General features: G+C 56.0%; 14 protein-coding genes. 9 read left to right on the top strand and 5 right to left on the bottom strand.

Annotated elements, in window-relative coordinates; translation table 11 throughout:
* Positions 1 to 338 precede the first annotated feature (338 nt).
* Together leuC and leuD are read left to right on the top strand one after the other, a co-directional pair.
* Positions 339 to 1,763 (top strand): 3-isopropylmalate dehydratase large subunit, encoded by a 1,425-nt coding sequence (gene leuC, locus SV7mr_RS05185; RefSeq protein WP_145269865.1) that lies wholly within the window; start codon positions 339 to 341, stop codon positions 1,761 to 1,763.
* Between the two features lie 54 nt (positions 1,764 to 1,817).
* A complete protein-coding gene (gene leuD, locus SV7mr_RS05180) occupies positions 1,818 to 2,411 on the top strand; it encodes a 3-isopropylmalate dehydratase small subunit (protein WP_145269863.1) in 594 nt (197 codons plus the stop codon).
* 98 nt (positions 2,412 to 2,509) lie between these two features.
* Here leuD and rarD read toward each other — a convergent pair whose 3' ends face one another.
* The gene (gene rarD, locus SV7mr_RS05175) at positions 2,510 to 3,445 is read right to left on the bottom strand and encodes an EamA family transporter RarD (protein WP_145269861.1); all 936 of its coding nucleotides are present in this window, start codon (positions 3,443 to 3,445) and stop codon (positions 2,510 to 2,512) included.
* Positions 3,446 to 3,906: 461 nt separating this feature from the next.
* Here rarD and SV7mr_RS05170 point away from each other — a divergent pair, with 461 nt between their 5' ends.
* From SV7mr_RS05170 to SV7mr_RS05150, 5 genes are read left to right on the top strand one after another with little or no spacing between them, the layout of a single operon-like run.
* Positions 3,907 to 4,815: a DUF58 domain-containing protein gene (locus SV7mr_RS05170; RefSeq protein WP_145269859.1), complete on the top strand. Its 909-nt coding sequence runs from the start codon at positions 3,907 to 3,909 to the stop codon at positions 4,813 to 4,815.
* On the top strand, positions 4,812 to 7,286 hold the full coding sequence (locus tag SV7mr_RS05165) for a BatA domain-containing protein (protein ID WP_145269857.1): 2,475 nt from the start codon (positions 4,812 to 4,814) through the stop codon (positions 7,284 to 7,286). Before SV7mr_RS05170 ends, SV7mr_RS05165 begins: the two co-directional genes overlap by 4 nt.
* Positions 7,283 to 9,667: a hypothetical protein gene (locus SV7mr_RS05160; protein WP_145269855.1), complete on the top strand. Its 2,385-nt coding sequence runs from the start codon at positions 7,283 to 7,285 to the stop codon at positions 9,665 to 9,667. Before SV7mr_RS05165 ends, SV7mr_RS05160 begins: the two co-directional genes overlap by 4 nt.
* 36 nt (positions 9,668 to 9,703) lie before the next feature.
* Entirely contained in the window at positions 9,704 to 15,835 is a 6,132-nt protein-coding gene (locus SV7mr_RS05155) for a hypothetical protein (RefSeq protein WP_145269853.1), read from the top strand.
* Positions 15,832 to 16,953, top strand: a complete 1,122-nt coding sequence (locus SV7mr_RS05150) for a prenyltransferase/squalene oxidase repeat-containing protein (RefSeq protein WP_145269851.1) — start codon at positions 15,832 to 15,834, stop codon at positions 16,951 to 16,953. Before SV7mr_RS05155 ends, SV7mr_RS05150 begins: the two co-directional genes overlap by 4 nt.
* On the opposite strand, the gene SV7mr_RS25085 is transcribed toward SV7mr_RS05150, so the two are convergent.
* A complete protein-coding gene (locus tag SV7mr_RS25085) occupies positions 16,944 to 17,153 on the bottom strand; it encodes a hypothetical protein (protein WP_419188118.1) in 210 nt (69 codons plus the stop codon). The two genes, SV7mr_RS05150 and SV7mr_RS25085, sit on opposite strands and share 10 nt — an antisense overlap.
* On the opposite strand from SV7mr_RS25085, the gene bshB1 reads away from it, so the two are divergent.
* Complete coding sequence (gene bshB1 / locus SV7mr_RS05145; protein WP_145269849.1) at positions 17,152 to 17,889, top strand: bacillithiol biosynthesis deacetylase BshB1; 738 nt, start codon at positions 17,152 to 17,154, stop codon at positions 17,887 to 17,889. The two genes, SV7mr_RS25085 and bshB1, sit on opposite strands and share 2 nt — an antisense overlap.
* Positions 17,890 to 17,973: 84 nt before the next feature.
* Here the strand turns inward: bshB1 and SV7mr_RS05140 are convergent, their stop codons facing one another.
* Both SV7mr_RS05140 and kdsA read right to left on the bottom strand, forming a co-directional pair.
* Positions 17,974 to 19,836, bottom strand: a complete 1,863-nt coding sequence (locus SV7mr_RS05140) for a hypothetical protein (RefSeq protein WP_419188117.1) — start codon at positions 19,834 to 19,836, stop codon at positions 17,974 to 17,976.
* The gene (gene kdsA / locus SV7mr_RS05135) at positions 19,814 to 20,704 is read right to left on the bottom strand and encodes a 3-deoxy-8-phosphooctulonate synthase (protein ID WP_145269845.1); all 891 of its coding nucleotides are present in this window, start codon (positions 20,702 to 20,704) and stop codon (positions 19,814 to 19,816) included. The genes SV7mr_RS05140 and kdsA overlap by 23 nt, the downstream gene beginning before the upstream one ends.
* 238 nt (positions 20,705 to 20,942) lie before the next feature.
* On the opposite strand from kdsA, the gene surE reads away from it, so the two are divergent.
* On the top strand, positions 20,943 to 21,704 hold the full coding sequence (gene surE / locus SV7mr_RS05130; RefSeq protein WP_145269843.1) for a 5'/3'-nucleotidase SurE: 762 nt from the start codon (positions 20,943 to 20,945) through the stop codon (positions 21,702 to 21,704).
* Positions 21,705 to 21,709: 5 nt separating this feature from the next.
* On the opposite strand, the gene SV7mr_RS05125 is transcribed toward surE, so the two are convergent.
* A complete protein-coding gene (locus SV7mr_RS05125) occupies positions 21,710 to 22,426 on the bottom strand; it encodes a PEP-CTERM sorting domain-containing protein (RefSeq protein ID WP_145269841.1) in 717 nt (238 codons plus the stop codon).
* Positions 22,427 to 22,611 lie beyond the last annotated feature (185 nt).

Genomic DNA, 22,611 nt, shown 5'->3' with positions numbered 1-22,611 from the left:
TCTGGCTCTGCCTGGATTCATCGACTGAAGTCATCGGCAGGCAGCCGCGACCGCGACCGATGCGAGGAATTCTCGACTGCCCCCAGCTTCACCCCCAGGTCAGCTGATTCTTACCCGCCTTTCGGCGTGTGGGGAGCCATTACCACTTGAATATTTGCTGGTTTCAGCGGACAGTTAGGGTCCGTTGGGCGAGGTCTGCGAACCGCGAAATCCGCCGAAATCTCTGGCTCCTGATCGCACACAGAGGATCTCATGATCCGCCAGCGTTGGCGACGCTCGCACGCTGACCAGCCCATCACGATTTTTGCAAACGAGAACCCCGTTCCCCCTTCACCGTTATGACCGATGCACCTTCGTCCGCCCCGCGGACCTTGCTAGATAAGATCTGGGACCAACACGTTGTCGACCAGCCCAAGAGCGGCCCTGCGATTCTGTACATCGATCTGCACCTGGTTCACGAAGTCACCAGCCCGCAAGCGTTTGAAGGCCTGCGCATCAACAATCGCCCCGTTCGTCGTCCTGAGCGAACGCTGGCAACACCTGACCATAACGTCCCCACCACCGATCGCTCACTGCCGATCGCTGACCCCATCAGTCGCAAGCAGATCGAAACGCTTCGCAGCAACTGCAAAGAATTTGGCGTCACGCTGTTTGATATCGGTGATGTCCGCCAAGGCATCGTTCACGTCATTGGCCCCGAGAACGGTTACACTCAGCCAGGCATGACCATTGTTTGTGGCGACAGTCACACGGCAACGCACGGTGCCTTTGGTGCCTTGGCGTTCGGCATCGGCACCAGTGAAGTCGAACACGTTTTGGCCACACAAACACTGCTGCAGTTCAAACCCAAAAACTTTGAACTACGTGTGGATGGCTCACTGGCGAAGGGGGTCACTGCCAAGGACATGATCCTGTACCTGATCGGACAGATCGGAACCGCTGGCGGCACCGGATACGTCTTGGAATACACCGGCGACGCAGTGCGTGCGATGACGATGGAAGAGCGCATGACGGTCTGCAACATGTCCATCGAAGCCGGTGCACGAGCTGGCATGATCGCTCCTGATCAAGTGACCTATGATTACTTGAAAGGCTTGCCTGAAGTCCCGCAAGACTTTGACGCAGCCGTCGCTCGCTGGAGCGAATTGTCCACCGACACCGGCGCCAGCTACGACAAGTCACTGCACTTCCAAGGCAGCGACATCCAGCCGCAAGTCACCTGGGGCACCAACCCGGGTCAAGTCATCAGTGTGACCGACAACACACCCAACCCGGCGGACTTCTCCGACGCGACCGACCAAAAAACCACCCGTGATGCACTGAGCTACATGGGCCTTGAGGCCGGCACCGCGATGCAAGAAGTCGGCATTGATCGCGTCTTCATCGGATCCTGCACCAACGCTCGAATCGAAGACTTGCGTGCTGCGGCCGATGTCGTCAAGGGACACCGTGTGAAAGATGGCCTGCACGCGATGGTTGTCCCCGGCAGCGGCAAGGTCAAAGTGCATGCCGAAAGCGAAGGGCTGGACAAGATCTTCCGAGAAGCAGGTTTTGACTGGCGTGAAGCCGGTTGCAGCATGTGCTTGGCAATGAACCCCGATAAGTTGGCCCCGGGTGAACGCTGTGCCAGCACCAGCAACCGTAACTTTGAAGGCCGCCAAGGAAAAGGGGGACGAACCCACCTTGTCAGCCCAGCCATGGCTGCTGCGGCCGCAATTCAAGGCCGATTTGTCGATATCCGTGACTGGTCCTACAAAGCTTAATCGCTCGACCTGTCTGATCTACAACGAACACACCTTTCTCCAGGCCATCATCCCATGCAAAGCTTTACCGTACACACTGGCGTTGTCGCCACCATGGATCGCGCCAACGTCGACACGGACCAAATCATCCCCAAGCAATTCCTCAAACGCATTGAGCGCACCGGGTTTGGGCAGTTTCTGTTTTACGATTGGCGTTTTCAAGAAGACGGCGAAACATCGAACCCCGAATTCGAACTCAACCAAGACGCGGTCAAAGATGCGTCCATCCTGGTTGCTCGCAAGAATTTCGGCAGTGGCTCCAGCCGCGAACATGCCGTCTGGGCGCTCGAAGATTACGGCTTCCGCAGCGTGATTGCCCCTTCGTTTGCCGACATCTTCTACAACAACTGCTTCAAGAATGGCGTGCTGCCGATCACTCTGCCCGAAGCAGATATCGACACGCTATTTGCCAATTCAGCAGAGCAGGGCACTTACCAACTGACCGTCGACTTGGAAAACCAAGTCGTTAAAGATGGCAGTGGCTGGGAACGCCCCTTCGATGTTGATCCCAGTCGTCGCGAAAAGCTGCTGCAAGGCTTGGACGACATCGGCCAAACGCTGAAGTCCGAAGAAAAAATCAGCGCTTACGAAGCCGCACGAACGTGGTAATCCACTCGCAGTTCGATAAGGTGCCGTCCTTGCACGCACCCTACGTTGCTAGCCCGAAGAGCTTCAATGCGATACCTGTAAGCACGCACCCCACCTAGCTAATCGCGTGCGATCAAGAATAGCACGACGCCGGCCCAGACGAAAACAAAGCCAACGGCGGTCAGCAGATGCAAAGGTTGTTGCATGTAAAAGACCGCGACCAGGAACTGCATCGTGGGGCCGACATACTGCAGCATTCCTAGCAGCGAAAGCGGAATGCGCTGCGCGGCTGCTGAAAACAGGACCAGGGGTGCCAGCGTCACAAAGCCACCGGCGATCAACAGCAGATCCATGCATCGGCTGCCAGCTGCAAAGACATGCTCACTGGAGGGAATGTAAGCGGCCATGAACAGCAACACGGGCAGCAACAGAATCGTGGTTTCTAAAAACAGGCTGTTCAGTCCATCCAGTTTGCCAACTTTTTTGATCAAGGCATACAAGGAGAACGAAGTCGCCATGATCAAAGACACCCACGGTGGCTGACCGGCGGCGTAGGTCATCACCGCGACGCCGATCCCCACGCCCACCATGGCAATCTTCCGTCGCGACGAGAGACGTTCGCCAAGAAACAACACGCCCAACAGCACATTGCACATCGGGTTGATGTAATAACCCAGCGAAGCAGCCAAGTACTGATCGTGATTCATCGCCCATAAGAACGCCCCCCAATTCAAGAACACCATCAATGCGGCGGCGCCATAGACCAACCAAGTGCGTGGCCGGCGAAACAGCACGATCCAGCGAGCGCGACGTCGTGGCGATGCCAACGCATACCGCGAGGCAAAGATCAGCAGCGAGAAACCAAAGGCCCAGACCACCCGATGACAAACCAATTGATTCGTGGGCACGCTCTGCAGCAGATTCCAGAAAATCGGAAACAGCCCCCAGATTACGTTGGCACTGATCGCGAAAATCCATCCCGTGGGTGATGACTTGAAGTTCAACGCGATGGTTCCGAAGCTAAATGACTGGGCAACGTGGTGAATCCTGAGCATCGGTCGCACCACCCGACAGCAAGGCAATGTCACCCAATGCCGGGAATTATCCAGGTTTCCCAGAGCCTTCCGAGTCCGGATCGCCAATGCGTGCGTTTAAATCGTTAGAATTGCAGGGCTCACGCCCCCACACTGGCAAGATTCCTGCGGCATTCTATGCTCGGCGTGTCTAGAATATCAGGCGACGGCCTGAAGACTTCTCCGCACTCCGAAACGCCAGCGGGGGGGCGATCCAGCCTGACTCACCGACCAGCGACTCCATTGCTCACTTCATTCAGAGCCAAGCGGCCCCGGCGAGGTTCGCCAGGATCGTGAGTGAAGGCAGATGCCGAATCACACTGCTCAGTCATTCTGCTCAGTCACACTGCAAAGTGATTCTGCTCAGTCATTCTGCAAAGTGATTCTGTTCTGCGGTTTAACCCAGTGGTTCTGCATTTCCCATCCTTTTCCTGACACGCCCCATGCGCATACTGGATCTCGTCAAGCCGAAAGACCTCTCCAGGCTCTCGCAATTGCAGTTACTGGCCAAGGACGTCGTCGAAGGTTACACCACGGGCAGGCACCGCTCGCCCCACAAGGGCTTCAGCGTCGAGTTTAAAGAACACCGCCAGTACGTCCAGGGCGATGAACTAAAGAACATTGACTGGAAAGTGTACGGCAAGAGCGACCGGCTTTACATTCGCCAATACGAAGAAGAGACGACCCTCCGCTGCAATCTATTAGTCGACGTCAGCGGCTCGATGAACTATGCCGGTGACAAAGCGATTGAAGGCAACAGTAAACGCGAGTACGCCGTTGGCTTAGCGGCTTCGTTTGCCTATTTCATGCTTGGCCAGCAAGACCCGGTTGGTTTGATCACATTTGACAACCAACTGCGACGCGAGGTCCCGCTGCGTAGTCGGCCCGGTCACTTGACGCCCATCTTAACCGCACTGACCGATAAGCCCACTGAACGTGAAACCGACTTGGGATCGGTGTTTCGCAAGATCGTCCCCAAGATCGGGCGACGCGGATTAGTGGTCATCATTTCGGATTCCATGGGTGACGTCGATTCGATTGCGACGGGACTGGCACAATTTCGCTCTCGTAAACACGAAGTGCTCTTTTTTCAAATTCTGGATCCTGACGAAGTTGAATTTCCATTTGGCGGTCGAATTCAGTTTCATGACTTAGAGCATGCGATTGCTGAACAAACGGTCGACGCCGCCTCGATACGCGGTGCGTATCTGGAGCGACTCGAAGCGCACAACGGCGCCTTACGAGATGCTTGTCGACGCAACCGAGTGGATTGGATCCCGGTCACCACTGACCAACCGATGGTGGATGTGTTGCATCAGTACGTCGCTGCACGGAGGCGTCTGGTCCGATGAACTTCATCAATGGAATCCTGGGCTTTGGAGCGCTCGCCTTCACGGTGCCGCTCATTATTCACTTGCTGTTTCGCAGTCGTTTCAAGACCGTTCAGTGGGGCGCGATGCACTTGCTGGACAACGTGCTGAGAGTGAATCGAAGACGCATGCAACTGACGCAACTGCTGTTGTTGTTACTGCGCTGCGTCATCCCGATGCTGTTGGCCTTTTGCCTGACCCGCCCGGTGCTAACCGGCAGCCGCGCTGGCAGCGGTGAGATCCCCAAAACGTTGATCATTGCATTAGATGATTCACTCAGTCTGGCTGCGGCCCCTGAGGGCGAACAACCACGAATCGAATACGCCAAAGCGGAACTGACCAAGGTACTTAACGAACTGACGCGTCGCGACGAAGTCATTTTGGTGCGCTCCTCTCGACTCGGTGCAGTGCCGGGCAAAATGGGCGCTTCGGAAGCGGCGAATGTCCTGCGTCGTGTCAGTGCTCAAGGTGATGCGGTTCCGCTTGGCCGGTTGATTGAATCGGCGGTTTCGGCAACACAGCAAGCCTCCAACGACCGCCGTCAAATCCTCCTGGTTTCGGATTTTCAGACCGCAGCACTGGACAGCGCTTCGCTAGAGATTTCGCGGCAAGTCGCCTCGGAGCTGGAAGCCGACGTCGCAGCCGAATTGAACGCGCCAGTGATTGACATCATGAATGTCGCCGCGCCGTGGAACCAGCTGAACAACGTCGCGATCCAGTCCGTTGAGCTGACTTCACCGGTCGTTGTACGATCCCGTCCAGCAGTCTTTGAAGCAACCCTTCACAACGCTTCGGACACACCGGCCAGCGGCCTGCGATTGGTCTGGTCCATTGATGGACAACCGCTTGAACCGCGTTCAATCAATATCGATGCTCGTTCGACGTTAACCAATCGACTGACGCATGTGATCGATCAAGCGGGCGAGCACGTCGTGTCGATCTCGGTGGACGCTGCCGATTCTCTGTTGGATGACAACCAGCGTTCCACCGTGGTCTCGGTGGCGGATCAAATTGACGTGGTGCTGGTCGATGGAACCCCAAGCAACCAAGCGTTGGGCGGTCAAGCTGATTTCCTGGCCATCGCGCTAAGCCCCTTCGCCTTCGGTGGCGACGAACGCCCTGACCCAGTTTCCGCGACGGTCACCTCCGCGTATCGACTGATCAAGCAATTGGATGAAGATCCGCCACACGTGATCATTTTGGCTGGCGTGAACCGTCCGCCCAAAGAGTTGATGCCCAAGCTTACCAGCTTCGTTCGTCAAGGCGGCTCACTGATCGTCCTAGACGGCCCCCAAGTCACGGCGGAAGCGGTCAACAAAAGCTGGCAAGCCGGTGAAGACCAGATCGCTCTGCCGGCATTGCTCGGTGAGATGACTGGCGAGATCAATCGGCAGCCCGATGAAGAGAGTTCCCGCTACCAAGTCGATACCCCTTCGTCACAGTACCGTCCCTGGTCGATTCTAAGCCAGGATCAAGAAAACCCCTTTGGCAGCATCGATTTGTTTGCTTATCGCAAGCTAACCTTGCCCGAGACATCGACCATCCCCGACGATGTGGACCAGCCAGCGCAGCAAGCGACTGACGACATAGCGGCCCAATCCGATGCCAACCGGCAGACCTCTGCCAGCCAAGTCCTGTTGCGAACGATGCAGGGTGATCCGCTGGTCATCACGCAAGCGGTCGGACAAGGAACCGTCGTTCAGTTCGCGTTCGCCTGTCACGACGAATGGTCGAACCTGCCGCTGCGACCGGTTTTCCTGCCCATGATTCAGCAGATGGTCTTGGACCTGGGCGGACATCGCGGACAGCACTTGCTGTCACCGGGACAGCCGATCGTGATCAAGAAAAGCCAATGGTTGCAGGCTGACAACGACCCAGACGATTCAGCGCAGAACGCGAAACAGAGCTCCCGGGAAGACCGACAATCGGTGTACTGGCTGCAAACACCCGATGAACGCGTCCAATTGCAGCCTGTCGGAGACGATGAAACAATTCAATGGACGGCCACCTACCAGCCGGGATTGTACCGCTTTGAAAAGCTGACTGCGGAACGTCAATCACTGCAGCCAGCTGCGGGGGCCGACCAGTCAAAAAGCCCAGACAAAGCGGCCGATCAAGTGGATTCAACTCCCGCCGAAAGCACGCTGCGACTGGCTGTCATCGACGCCAACGAATCAATGCTCAAAGGAGCGACGGACGCCCAAATGGATGAATTCGCCAAGACCTTGAAGGCAGAAGTCTTTACCCAGGCGACCTCCCTGGTCGACGCCGATCGCACGCGAAGCTTCGGCAGAGAAATCTGGTTCTGGATCTGGGTCGCGGTCGTCGTCTTTCTAGTTGCTGAACTGTGGTTGCAGCAACACCTCGTTCGACGCAATCGCAACCAATCCGCGAGCAGCCTTCCGGGGTCCGCTCATGCAAGAACATCATCGACTGTAGGAGGCAAAGCATGATCGACAGTTTGATCGCACAGATGCGTTTTGCCGGCAGCTTAAGTCTACCGGTCGTGGTTGGCATCGCTCTGGTGGCCGTGCTGGCAGTGCTCGCCTTATACACACGCGAAACGAAGACACTCCCGCAGCCGTATTCGTTTTTGCTGCCCGCGCTGCGAGCGACTGCGGTGTTCCTGACCGTGTTGATCCTGGCCGGCCCCGTTTGGCACCATCGCCAAGTGGTCGGCACACTGGGACGAGTGGTCTTCGCCGTCGACACCTCAGGCAGTATGGCACTGAGTGACAGCCAGAACAGCAGCGACAAAGACTCGCGTCTCCAGCGGGCTTCCGATCTGTTGCTTGGCACAGCCACAACGCCCGGTTGGCTGGAAACGATTTCAAAAACTCACTCGATTGATGTCGTCACCTTTGACCAAGGATCGCCGACACTGCTTTGGTCATCGGACAGCGAGACCGATCGTCCGGCGACATTCCAATGGTCTGCCGAGGGCAAGTCCACGGACTTGTCTGCGCCTCTGAGCAGTGTTTTAGAAACCATCAACCTCAGTAGCGATGGCAGTGGTCAAGAATCGACCGCAAGCGACGAGGAAAACGATTCCATTCGCCGTGCAGCAGTGGTGCTGATGACCGATGGTCGCGACACCAGCACGGGCTTACAAAAAGGCACCAGCACCGCGATCGCCCAGCGGCTTAGCAAGCTTGGCACGACCGTCAACACGCTCGGCTTGGGATCTGCTGATGAACCACCAGGGGTGGGAATCGTGCGAGTGATTCGCCAGGAAACCGTTGCCGCAGAAGCCACACTCGCCGGGGAGTTGCTGATCAAACAATACGGTGTGGATGGTCAGCCGATTCGTTTGCGGATTGAATCCCAGGGCCAAACAGTTTGGGAAGAATCCATCACGATGAATCAAGCGGGACAGCAAAGCATTCCGTTTGAAATCGACATTGCCAAGCTGGTCAAAACACTTGAAGAACAAACGCCGCACGGACTGCGACGCTTGAACGAAGTTCTGGATTTTGTTGCCAAAGTTGAAACCGATGGCAACGATGTTTATGTAGGCGATGATGCTCGTGACTTTCGAGTCGCAGCCGCCAAACGCAATCGACGACTCTTGATTGTGGATAGTTCAAGTCGCTGGGAAACACGTTATCTGAAAAACCTTTTTGTGCGTGATCCATCTTGGGAATGTGACGTGGTGCTGTTCGGCCCGCAAACTCATCACCCCACCATTGAACGCGGCGACACGCCAGACACCTTTCCCGCCACCGACGCTGGCATGGGCCGTTACGATGCCATTTTGATGGGCGAAGTTGACGCTGGACAGTTCACCGAAGAGGACCGTTTGCGGATCGCTCGGTTCGTTGCCTCCGGTGGTGGCTTGGTCATCATTGATGGACGCCACGGCGAGCTTCGCAAATTAGCCGAAACACCGTTGGGCGAAGTCTTTCCGGTTCGTTACACGGGGCCGGCCAAAGAATCGCCGATGACGCTGCGTCCCACCACCGCTGGCCTCGAAGAACCCGTTCTCGGTTTGATCGATGACAACCAACAGCTCAACACGCTTTGGAAATCGCTTCCCAAACCGCACTGGACCGCGTCAGTTGAGTTAGCTCAGGGTGCTGAAACCTGGGTGGAAGCAGGGGATGGCGAAGCTGACTCGGCGCGAAAAACGCCCTGGCTGGCAACCCGCATGTATGGTGCAGGACGCGTTTTCTACCTGGCGTCGGACCAAAGCTGGCGTTGGCGATACAAAGTAGCCGATCGATTCTATGGCAGATTCTGGAATCAACTGATTCAAGCCGTCGTCCAGCCACCTTATTCGGCAAGCGACCAGTTCCTGGCGGTCGGTACCGACAAGATCGAATACGAAAGCGGTGAATCGGTGCTGTTGCGTGCTCGCTTGCGTGACACCCGAGGCAACCCAGTGACTGATTCGACGGTCGATGCTTTGGTGGTCCATCAAGGCAACACCATCGCGACGGTTCCAATGTCGCTGGAAAACGTCGACCGTGGCACCTACACCACGATGATTCCGCCACTGCCCGATGGCGATTATTCGATTCGTGTCCGCGCCAGTGGGTATGACGAATCAGCGTTACTCGCTGACGCACCGATTCGCGTTCGGCAAACCAATCATGCCGAAATGGATCGTGTCAGCCTGAATGAAGACTCGCTTCGACAGATCGCCGAAGCGGGCAACGGCATTTATGTTCATCAGTCGGATGCTCAATCTCTGATTGAATACCTCAAACCACTGAGCAGTGGTACGATCATCGAATCGGACACTGTGCTGTGGCAATCGTTCTATTGGTTCATTCCAATCATTCTGTTGTTAGCACTGGAATGGTGGCTGCGAAAGCGCGCCGGACTCGTCTAAAAACCGGATTCGTTTACGAAACAGAGAACAGAAATCATGGCAAGCGTCACTCCATCGGATCTTCATCCTGCCGACCGACGGTCTACGGAACTTGATCCTGTCACACTTGAATCATTACAGCGTTTTCGTCGCCGTCGTGGGCTGCTATTGGCACTCCGAGGACTGGGCGTCGGCCTGCTGGTGTTTGTGACACTCACGTTGCTGCTGGCGTTACTGGATTATGCGTTCTTCTTGAGCGACACAGTCCTGTGGAGCCTTAGTGGCCTGATGTATGTGACCACGCTGGTTGCCGTTTGGTATTCAGGGATCGCGCCCGCTGGCCGAACCGACACGCTTTCCATTGCCCAGCGTGCTGAATCCGCCGCGCCGCAGTTGCGTGAAGAATTAGTTTCGGCGGTTGAGCTTGCGGATCCCCAGGGCGCCAATGGATCAGCCTATTTTCGTCTCCTGCTGCAATCTCGTGTCGCCAAACAACTGAACACCATTGACCTCCGCAAAATGCTGCCGTTGGGTTTAGTACGTCGTTGGGTCGTCAGCGGTGTCTTGGTGACCTTGGTCTGCGTGAGCTTGCTGTTCATTCCCCAAGCTCAATTTGGGCGTCGCCTCGCTCGTGCGGCTCTGCCACTCTTGAAAATTGAACGCGCCTCGCAAACCAAAATTGCCGTCCTAGAACCCTCACCAGCATCCACTTATGTCGCACAAGGCGATGCCATTGCGGTTGTCGTTGGTGTTGGCGGTGGACGCTATCACGATGTGGTGCTGCAGTGGCAAAGCGAAGATGGCAACTCGGGCGAAACCTTCATGACCCGTCGCGTCGATGCCTCGGACTTTCAGCCAAACGCCACCGCAAACAACGACAATCAGCCATCAGCACTGGCCCCTGACCTAGAGGTCGATGCAGAGCGTTTCGCGGCCAACCTGTCAATCAGCAGCAGTCCGCTAAGCTATCGCATCAAAGCCGGCGACGCGATCACGCTGTGGCACCAACTCACTCCGCTGCCGCGTCCGCGCGTTGTGAGCTTCGAAAAATTGCTGCAGCCACCTGCGTATTCGCAGTTACCAGAACGTGTAGAAACAGCCGAACACGGTGATCTGAGAGCCCTGCAAGGCACCAGTGCTCTGGTCACGGTCACGTTTGATCAGCCCGTCGAAGACGCCACCATCTTGTTTGGCCTGCGTGGCACGCGGAGTCAACTGGAACCAGTGGATGAATCTGGAACCAAATTCCTGGCCAAAATCTCCATCAAGACTTCCGGCCAGTACCAGATCGATGCGACCAGCATCAAAAGCGGTTTGAACAATCCGTTTAGCCCCTCCAACACCATTACGCCCATCATCGACAATGCTCCGTTAGTACGCTGGGCAGATTTTGTCGAACCACAGCAATTGGTCTCGGCAATCGATCGCATTGAACTGGGCGCTGTGGCGACCGATGACCTGCCGCTAAACAGCGTGGTTCAGCAATACAAGATTGGCGGTCGTGACTTCGTTGATGTTCGCCGCGAAATTGAACCTCCGGCAAAACGCAGCGAGATGCGATGGCAATGGGACTTGCTGGATCCCAGCGGCGCCGGCCAACCAGCCGAGCGTCTGTCTCCTGGTGATGTGATTCAGTTGCGTCTGAAAGTCCGTGACCGAAAAGGCGCGGAGGCTTTCTCCGAGACGATCAAGTTGCTGATTGCGGAAGATGCTTTCAATGCCCACCGGCATGATCATATCGATCCACTCGCACAACGCACTGAGCAGATTTTGCAGTGGTCGGATCAATGCAAAGTGCTTTCGGAACGCCTGTACGAAGCCACCAAGTCTCCGGACCTGAAAACCGTTGCCGCTGACATTGATCAGCTGGCCACTGAATGGAAACCTTTGCAAGCCCAAGCCGTCAACCTGATCAAACAAGTCAGTGTCGGGCTGTCGCAAACCGCGAACGCGCCGGATGCTTCCTTGTTGGAATGGATTGGTCGTGGAGTGCTGGACATTGAAACCCGCATCGATAGCAACTTGAAACTGGCGCAGTTTGCCGCCAATGAACAACGCCCCGAGTGGGCAAACCAGGCCAAGCGAAACTTAGAAAGCGTTGCCTCGCAGTCTAAATCCTGCGCCTACCAATGCGACCGAGTCTACAAGTTATCGCAGGCACAGTTTTCGACCGAGCTGTCGATCGCCATGTACCAAGACGTGCAGGGACTAAAACTGTACCTGGACCGCGTGCTTTCCACACCTGCGAACCAGCGCACCAAGAGCCATGTGATGCTGCTTGATGGCTGGATCACTGAAATCAATGAGTTGTTGGACCAGCACCTCGCACTGCTTTCACCACAAACACAGCAACACATGCAAGGGGATCACTGGGAACGCTGGAGCGTGCGTTGGAAGACCCAACTGTCCAACGCCATCGAAGATGACGTTGATCCCGACCAATACGAAAGCCTGTTAAAGTCACTGCAGGGTGAAATTGAAAACAAACCCCATTCATTGGTCTATTCCGGCATCCACAGTGAAGCGGTGCGTTGGGCGCGAGACAATAATCGCGAGATGCACTACTTGGCCTACCTAGTCCGCCAGCTCGCCGAGACCGGTCGACACTACCAATACACCCAGAGCAAACACGAAGCCGCCAAGGATGCAGATTCAGCAAGCTTGATCGGGATCGATCTGGCCTACGCCGAATTACGTTGGCAGACCGCTCTCAAACGATTGAAAGTGCGCACCGCCGGTCAGGAAAAACTGAACCGAGCCAAAATCACCACCGACCTGCCGTACGCGGCTGATCAACGTCTATTCCATCGCGCGATCGATAACGTGACCGAACAGATCTTTAGCGACTACAAGGAAACCAAGGCCGATCAAGTTTATGGCGAAATCGAAAAAGCCATTCGCGTCTTGCAGGGAACACACGACCTGACACTCTGCCATCGCGACCTGACGGTGATCTTCAAGACAGAACTCTCGCCCGATGAATCTGCCATTCGCAAAATCGCCTCACCGCTCTGGTTCCAGTTGCAAGACGGGCGATTGGAACAGGTCGTCGAAGAGCTTCGCCAAACCGGACTCGACTGGAATCAATTCCTTGACCCGATCAATCAAGTTCGGCACGGCGAGAACCACAGCTTGGCCAACAATCGCTTGTACACCAGAAAATGGAGCACCGATCCATTCCTGACAGCCAAGCGTTCCGTCGAAGGCATGTCGGGTGAAGTGCTGGGAACCATTCGGCAATGGAAACCCCATCAGATTGAAGCTCGCCAGACATTACAAAAATACGTTCTCAGCCTTCCCGAACAAGCGCGCAAAGCAGCCGAACAAGCAGAAGAAGCCGCCGACACAACCGAGCAACAACGGACCGGTAAAACGAATCCTGAAAAGCAAGAAAAGCCGGAGCAGAAACCGACCGAAGAGCAACCAAAGGATCCCGCCGATTCCAAACCCAACGATCAAGCGGACCAGCAAACCGATCCGCAAGCGGGGGACATGCCTGACGCTGCCGAACAGCAGAACGCAGATCCAGACAAGCCCGATGCCAGTGAACAGGCTGATCCAGAACAGCCTGGCGATGCCGACCCTGCCATGCAAGACCAGCAGCAGGCTACAGACGCTCGCCCACCAACCGCTGAAGAGCTGGCCGCCATGGCTGACTCCGAGCAAGACGAAGCGATCGAGCAGGCGACCGATACGATTCAGGCGCTGATTGATAAAGCCAACACTGCGGACGTGATCGATGATCAGAGCCGTGAAGAAGCTCGTGACGCGGATGCCGCCGCTGAATGGATCGCCGATGCAGTCCGGCAAACCCGTCAAGCCATGCAAGCGAAGGACGACAATGATCCTACCGTCAGCCGAAATGAGGCATTGCAAGCGGTAGAAAATTCGCTCGACGAACTGGCCGACCGCCTGAATGACACCGCCGATCACTTTGAGAAAATGGAAAACGGCGAAGATGTTTCTCAGTCGCGTGAGATGCTGCGCGAAAACCAACAAGCCATCGAGGCGGCAAGCAATCTGGACCAGCGCTATCAAGACGCGGAACAGATGGCAGAGACCGCCAAACAAGATCCTCGTGAGTTGCTTCGCCAACTTGAAGAGGAACTCAAAACCAATCAACCGATGCAGAACGCGCTAAGCGACATCTCTGCGGACATGGTGCGTGATGCACAAGACAGTTTAGAACAGGCTGCCCGCAAAGAAGACTCTCTGAAACGCAAACTTGAAAATGACGACGAGTCATTCAAAGAACAGAAACGCCAACAGCGCGCGTTGCTGGACGAATTTGTCCGCCGTGCCGACGCAGTACGAAACAACGCGCTTTCCAAAGCGGCTTCAGCGGCCGCCGCTGGCAAAGACTTTGATGCTCAAGAAAAGATCAATGAAGTTCGCGATGACCTCAGTCAGGCGGCTCGCGAAGCTCAGCAGGTCGCCAACCAGGAACAATCGACCTTAGACGAAATCAAACAAGCCAACCAAGAGCTTTCGGAGGCCGTCAATCAGGCTGCTCAATCTGCCGACGAAGCTGCTAACCAACTGGATCAGTCCAGCAAGGAAGACGTGTTTGCAGAGAAGTCGCAACAGAACGCGATGGTCAATTCACTGAACGCGCAACGCAACCAACTGAAAAACGACGAACTCGCTGCGATCAATGATCAACGTCGACAATGGCAGCAAGTCGAGCAAGACGCAAACCGCCGCGCTAGCCAAGCCAAGGCGGAAGCGCGTCGTCAAGAAAGTGCGATTCGACGCGATGAAGCCCGTTTGAAACGAGAGCCAGACAACCAAAGCTTAAAGGACCAGATCGAAAACCTAAAAGAACAAGTCCAAGCGGCCAATGATGCTGCCCAGCAAGCAGAGCAAACGAAGAAACTGGCCAAGGAACGCTATCAAGCTTCCAACCAGCGTGCCAATGAGATGAACCCCTCGTTGCAAACGCCCTTGGATCGACCCAATCCAGCAGCTCAATTGGCTCAGTCCCTCACCAATAACAGCGGTGATCGCTTGGAACAACTGGCGAAGGATCTTAACCAGAACGCCGAAAAGGCAGACTATGCCAACGAACTGGAGATCGATCCCAATACCAGTCGCCGGAGCCAGCAAACGCAGGAGGATATCTCGCAAGATGTCCAGTCAGCGGTCGAAGATCTGGATCGCGCAGCGAGGCACGAAAACCGACTCGATCAGCAGGAAATGGCACAGCAACTTCAACAGCAAAGTCAGCAGACACAAGAGGTTGCTGGACAAGCCACTCAGCAAGCACAAGACGCCTTGGACCAAGTCGCTGAAAACGCTGGATCCAGCGGCGAAGCTGCCCAGGCAGTCGGTGACGCCGCCGAAGCCTTGGACCAGCAAGCTCAATCATTAGAAAACCTGATGGAACAGAATCAGCAATCCGGTGAGCAAAACGGGGAAGCCAACAACCCCAGCAACACCACCGCGAACGCACCCGCCGAGCCCGGCCAACAGGGCCAACAGGGCCAACAAGGCCAACAAGGCCAACAAGGCCAACAAGGCCAACAAGGCCAACAAGGCCAACAAGGCCAACAAGGCCAACAAGGCCAACAAGGCCAACAAGGCCAACAAGGCCAACAAGGCCAAAGCTCGCAAGCCACGGCGATGCAAAAAGCTCAGACGCTGGACGAACTGGACCGTGCCATTGCCGCCCAGCAAGCCGCTCAAGAGGCGGCCCAACAAGCCGGCAACGCGCAACAAGGACAGCAGGGCCAACCGGGACAACAAGGCCAACCTAGCCAAGATCAAAATGCAGCCAACCAAAATGGACAGCAACAGCCGGCAGGTGATCAAGGACAACCAGGTAGCAATGCCTTGCAAGCCTCACCGACGCTGGCACAAATGCTGGAATCGCAAATGCAGCAGGCTGCCAAGCAACGCTTGCAAACCCTGCAGCAAGCCTTGGCCAATCAAAGCATGCAGCAATCCAGTCAAATGGCTGAAGGTCAGTCACCTCAAGATCAAGCCGGCCAAGGGGAACCACCCTCCGGTTCAGACGAGATTGACTTGATCGACGAAAAGCTGGCTGACGGTGACTGGGGCAACCTAAGAGACCAAAACGTTGAAGATGCCTCACAGGGCCGTAAGCAGAAGATCGTGCCGGGCTACCGGAATGAGGTCCAAGCTTACTTCAAGGCCTTGTCACGACGAGCTGCGGAGAAAAAACAATGACCCACATTCGCCACTCCCAATCGTCTGCATTGCCGCGGCGCAGCCTGCTGCAACTGGGCGCCCTTGCGGCGTGTCTACCGCTGACCAAACGTCTGGCCGGTGGACAAGAACCAACGCCTGTCGATCAACTGTACGTTGATGATGAACTGGATCGTGCCGTTCAGCGAGCGACGGCGTTCCTGCTGAAAAACCGTCAGTCCACCGGGACGATCAGCGGCAATCGGCACCAAGTCGCCCTGTCCTCATTGGCGATCATGGCGCTGGCATCAGTTGGCAACGAACCAGGCGATCAAACGCCTGAGGGCGAAGCGATGAGCGCCGCGATTGACTATGTCCTGGAACCAAGGCGTCAATCCAAAACAGGCTACTTGGGGCAAACCGATGGCTCGCGAATGTATGGTCACGGCATCACCACATTGATGCTAACAGAAATGCTTGGCATGGGTGCCACTGCGAAACAAAACCAACGCATCCATGAAACCTTGACCGCAGCGATCCGCTTGATTCTGTCCTCGCAAGCGGTCGGCAAGCAAAGCAAACTGCAAGGTGGCTGGCGGTACGCTCCAGACAGTAACGATTCGGACCTTTCGGTTTCGATCTGGCAACTGATGGCTCTGCGTTCAGCCAAGAATGATGGCCTGGATGTTCCGAGTGAAGCCATTGATGATGCCTTGCAGTACCTACGAAACAGTTACACCGGTCGGCCCGGAGATGCGCCGGGCGAACATGCTGGATTCAGTTACACCCCCGGACAGCCGCGTCCCACATTTACAATGACAGCGGCAGGCCTACTGGCGATGCAAGTCTGTGGTCAGTATGACGCTCCTGAAGTCAAAGCTGCCGCGCAGTGGTTGCTGGATCATCCGCCCAAACGCGACGAGCACTACTTGATGTACGGCTTGTATTACTATTCACAAGGCATGTATCAAGTGGGTGGTAAGTTTGCCAAAGAGTCCCGCGAACTCACTTCTTCGATGCTGCTGCCCACCCAGCAGCGTGATGGTTCCTGGCAAGCTCCCGGTGGCGAAGAAAAGAATATCGGTCCAGTCTATTCAACCGCCTTGGCCATGCTCTCACTGTCGGTCCGTTATCACTACCTGCCGATCTATCAGCGGTAGGCGTTCGTCGTGTCAGATTGCAGTGCCTGGCCCCACGATGCGTGGCGCATGGTTTCGGGCCGCATGGTTTCGGGCCGCATGGTTTCGGGCCGCATGGTTTCGGGCCGCATGGTTTCGGGCCGCATGGTTTGCAGCGTGATCGCGGCGGCGTACAATCCGATTCCATTCATTGAATCGCTTGCCACATGAGGTGTCGCCATGACCACCGTTCATCGCTCGGGCCCGGAAACCATTGTTGACGTTGCGCCACTGGACATGCTGGTCGTTGCCCCGCACCCTGATGACGCGGAACTTGGCATGGGCGGCACGATCATCAAAATGATTCAACAAGGCATGCGAGTCGGCATCCTCGATCTGACCAGCGGAGAACCAACGCCGCTGGGATCCGAGGAAATTCGGCAACGCGAAACGCAAGCGGCAACCGAGATTCTGAATCCGACGTGGCGAGGCAATGCGGGACTGCCGAATCGTGAGCTCCAGCACACCATTGAATCTCGCAAAGTGGTCGCCAGTTACTTTCGCATGCTGCGTCCCCGCTGGATCTTTGCACCTTACTTTCATGACGCTCATCCCGATCACGTGGTCGCGACCGAACTGATCGAGGCCGCTCGCTTTTATTCCAAGCTCAGCAAGACCGACATGCCCGGGGAACGCTATCACCCCGAGCGTTTGTATTACTACTTTTGCATTCATCTGCGACTGGCGATCCAACCCCACTGGATCATCGACATTAGCGATCAATTTGAAGCCAAGCAACAGGCCATCGCCGCCTATCACAGCCAGTTTGTCCAAGGTCGCGAAGAGATGTCACCCACGATACTGGAACGTCTGGAGAGCGACGCGGCCTATTTTGGGAACTTGATTGCAAGACGCTACGGTGAGCCCTTTGCCACCAAAGAGCCACTGGCGTTGGAAAGCATGCGAGACTTCATCTGAACACGACCTGACGTCGATCTGGAAACACGTCAGCGCTAACAGAAGTCAGCGCTAACAGAAGCCACGCATGTGCTAGGGCAGCGATCACTGCGTGTCAGCTGGCAGAGTGTCAGCCGGCAGAGTTTCCACGTATTTGGCGACCAGACGAGCGCGAATCCGGTTGCCATGCTCTTGGGGTTCATCTTCGCGTTTGTAGGCCTCCATGGCCTGTTGGAATTCCCCCAAACGCTCGTCCACGCGAGCACTGTTGTAACGGGCTGCCGGTGCGATCAAAGCCACAACGGGGACGCGACTGCCAAGGTTCTCCGACAAGACGCGATCGTCCAACCAGCTTTTGGCCGTCTCGTAAAGCTCGTCATCGGCCTGCAGCAGAGCCAGCCAGTAGGTTGCCAGATACTTGCCCAGTCGCAGGTTGCTTTGGGCTTCCAAGATCATGGAATTGAATTGTTGATCATTGGTGTTCAGCGGCCGACGAACACCATATTTAATTTGCAGGTTAACGTCGTTTCTTAGCTCATCGATCTCAAACGATGGCGAGCGTTCTTCGAGGTACAACGTGCGCGCCCCTTTGGCTCGCTCCAGTTCATCTGACTGAAAGACGCCGCATAAGTGCTGCCAACGGCCTTCGCGGAGCGTCTTCGCCATATCGAAATCGCCTTCCAGCATGATCCAGGGCCCCGCATGCCAGAGACTGAATGCGGGCTTGCGTTCTGCAAAGGCTTCGCAACTGACCTGATACCGTTCGGCAAGCAGTGGCACGTCCCAGACTTTTACATCACTGATCCCGATCGAGGCATCAAATTGCTGAGCCCATTGATCCGCATCAACGAAGACATTGATGCGACGATTCCCAGTCAATGCGGCCTCCAATCGGCGCATCCGCTGGCTAAGCATTTCAGGTTTCACATTCAGCAGCGCCACACATTGCTGCACATCTGATTTTGAAACCGGATACTTAAACTGGTCCAAGCCGGCGATGCTCAACCGTCGCAACACCAATTCGTCGGTGCGGGCCTGCGCCAGCGTCGCGATGCCCTCTTGCCCAGGCCCCGGCACATGAATTCCAAGTCGTGGTTCGAACAGATAGATCTGCTTGCCAATCAGCGCACCGCAGAAGGCGGGAGTGACCTGGCCATCATTGGGATCGATGGTGCCGATCACCGCGGCGGGGATTCCCGCTTGATTGCAAAGCATCGTGAACACGGCGGCGCGCTGCAGACCGTCGCCGGTACCACGCAATGCACACTTGAACAGAGTCTGGCGATAACCGGGGCCACCGTAAGCGATTTCCGAAGGCAGCTCCGGGGTGGGAATGCCGCCGGGAACGGATAACTCATCAGGTTCGTAGCGAATGTTGCGGACAGTCCAATCGAATAGCCGGCTGCTGGTCCGCAGTTGCTCAAGCTGCTCCTCGGGAAGATCGGCTTGAAGGCTTTGGAACCAATCTGCCAGAATCGGCTGATCCATCGCGGGCGAATCGATCCAGCTGTACAAGTGGTGAAACAGGTAGCAATCACGAAGGTGCAACGCATCACTGCCATTGAACCGGGCGGCGGCGAAACGCCGATCGAGTTGCTCGGTCGAGAGCAGGCCCTTGACCGAATCGATCAACTGGATCGACTTAACCGGGGCCACGTCTTGCTTGTCGTCTTGTGTCGCCACCCAGCGATTGAGCCGATAGGCGATCTGTTGCTGAGCCTGCTGGCCGTTCAGATTGACATACTTCGGCAGCATGTCAAAAACGCCTGCCAAATGATCCTGATTTGATTCGTCTTCGTTTCGCTGGAGGTTCCGAAGCTGAATCTGCTGCACCGCCTTGCGATCGTCCCCACAACCGACAATCGCCAGGACAAACACAAGCGAGGTCAGCGGAAACGTCAGCAAGCCTCTGATCTGAAAAGACAGAGCGTGCGGACCAGAGCAATCAGGAATCCGAGTCAGTGCCATCGAGAGGGCCGAAGGATTGAATGGTGTGGCGAATCTGCAGAATGCGATCGATCAGCCCTTCAAACCGTTCCAGTGGGACCATGTTGGCACCATCACTGGGGGACTGGTCAGGCTGCGGGTGAGTTTCAAAAAAGATCGCGTCGACACCGATTGCTACGGCCGCGCGAGCTAAAGGTTCGACCATTTCTCGGTTCCCACCGGTAGAACCCTGCTGTGAACCGGGGGCCTGCACGCTGTGAGTTGCATCAAAGACCACGGGAACACCCAGGGACCGCATGATCGGCAAGGATTGCATGTCGTTGACCAGCCGCCCATAGCCGAAAAAGGTGCCCCGCTCACAGAGCATCACGCCGCCCTGGCCAGCGCTGCGGCATTTCTGCACTACATACGCCATGTCTTGGGGGGACATGAACTGGCCTTTCTTGACATTCAAGGCTCGTCCGGTCGCGGCTGCAGCGACGACCAGATCCGTCTGGCGAGCCAGAAAGGCAGGGATTTGCAGCAACTGGCAGACCTCCGCCGCCGGCTGAGCCTGCTCGGGAAGGTGAATGTCCGTGGTCACCGGCAAACCGGTTTGCTGAGACACCTGTTGCAGCATCGCCAAACCCTCTTCCAGGCCAGGGCCGCGGCCAGCGGCAGCACTGGTGCGGTTGGCTTTGTCAAAGGAAGCCTTGAACACGACATTGACGTCATCTCGAGCATTGAGCTTCAACAAGACTTCACAGATCTGATCGTTGATCGTTTCGTTTTGCAGCACGCAAGGACCGGCGATCAGCAGCAAGGGCTGATCTTGACCACATTGGTAAGGTCCGATCTGCACGGGAGTCACAGGAGTTGGCTGAGTATTCATTCCCGCAGTTTCGGGCATTCAGCCTCCTGATGCAATCCGGTTTGGCAAACAATTTGTCTCACCTGCGTTCAGCGATCTGGCACTCGATCAACAAACTCGCCTCGCCGGCCAGGGAACTCAATCGCGGAACCCTCGCGCCAACCAGTCGCACCACCAAGCAATTCCCATTCGCCCACTTCGTCAGCCAGCCTTGCAATCCTGACGGTGATTGGCACACTGTACTGTGAACCACAACCAATCTCTGGGAGCTCACGCGATGCGAATTCTATTGACCAATGATGACGGGGTGTTTGCTCCGGGGCTGGCCGCGCTGGAAAGCCAACTCAGGCACTTGGGTGAAGTGATCGTGATTGCACCAGCAACCGAGCAGTCGGGAGTCAGCCATTCGATCACGTTCCTGACCCCATTAGTCTGCAAATCAATTCATCGCGATGGCCGACACTGGGCTTGGGCAGTGGAGGGCAGTCCAGCGGACTGCGTCAAACTGGCGATCGCAGAACTATTTCGTGATGACCCGGTGGACTTGGTCGTCAGTGGAATCAATAACGGCTTGAACGCGGGGATCAACGTTCTATACAGCGGCACCGTTGCCGCAGCCATCGAAGGCGCTTTCTTTGGCACAACAAGCGTGGCGGTTTCGCTGGAATACGATCCCGACGCGGACTTTCAAGCGGCCGCAGTCATCGCCCGCAACGTGATTTCAGGAATCATCAAGCAGCCTGAATCCAAGGGCAACCTGTTCAACATCAACATTCCCACCGCAGCGACCGAAGGCCCGGCAGAGCTAAAGATCGTCCCCAAAGGCCTGGCACAGTACGGAAACCGCTACGAAAAACGCCAAGACCCTGGCGGCCGTGATTACTACTGGGCTCTCTGGGAACAGCCTTCCCAACCACCATCAGACAACACCGACGTCACAGAACTGCGCGCCGGCAATGTCACGTTAACCCAGCTGCAGTTTGACATGACAGACCATCAAGCCACCAAAGAAATGCAAGCCTGGAATCTGAAGCTGTAACGCAATCACTTGCGACGGCGGCGGAGGTAAACGGGAATCGCTAAACCAGCCAAAGCGAAAACCGCTGAGGGCTCGGGAACCGCTGAGACATTGGAGACCAGAAAGTCCAACTGGTAAGAGTTCTGTGCTCCGGTTTCTTGTAAGTACACCGTGTAGGAACCTGCGCCCAGCGGCCCCAGTGCCGGTGCATTGCCACGCAGTGCTGAACCGCCAGTCAATTCCAGCAAGTTCCCGCCTGGGTCAAGCTGCTGATCTTGATCACGACCCACCAGCCAACCGTCGACCAATTCTGCTGAATAGTCCCGGTCTCTCAAATTGATTTCATAAGGTGGGTAAGCAAATGTCGACGCATCATCAATCGCCATGAAGATGTAAGCGTCTTGAACATTGGCAGTGAAGTCGGTCAAGAAAATGCCGTCCAATTGCTTACCAGCAGCGATCTCAAACGTAAACAAATCGGCCGTACCCAGCAGATTATCGTCTGGAATATCCAACGGGTTCCCGATCTCTTCAACGCTACCGATCACACGATAGCGAGCCGTCCCCTGCACACCGCCATCCCAGGTTCCCAGGTCGCTCGGACCAACGGAGCTTGCATTGATCTCACCATTGATGCTCTCATCCCAAGCTGTGATGACGGTTTCAGCAGAAACAGGGACAGCACAACGGACGATAAAGCAAATGCCCAAAGCACAGCAAGCAGCAAACGATTGCACGGTCATGGTGATAACGCCAGATTGAAAAGCACGGCAATCAGAAGCCGTCGAAGAGAAGCTCAGGTCACCTGAGCGGAGCCGTTACAGGATAATAGCTGCAGACGGGCAAGGGGCCGCTTCCGATGCAAACACAAGTGTTTTTAAAGATTTTGCACGCCGACCGGAGAAGCCGACCGGAGAAGCCGACCGGA

Origin of the sequence: Stieleria bergensis (genome assembly GCA_007745635.1) — a bacterium.
GTDB classification, from domain to species: domain Bacteria; phylum Planctomycetota; class Planctomycetia; order Pirellulales; family Pirellulaceae; genus Stieleria; species Stieleria bergensis.
The sequence above is the reverse complement of the archived record's forward strand: the minus strand, read 5'-3'. Positions and strand labels throughout refer to the sequence as shown.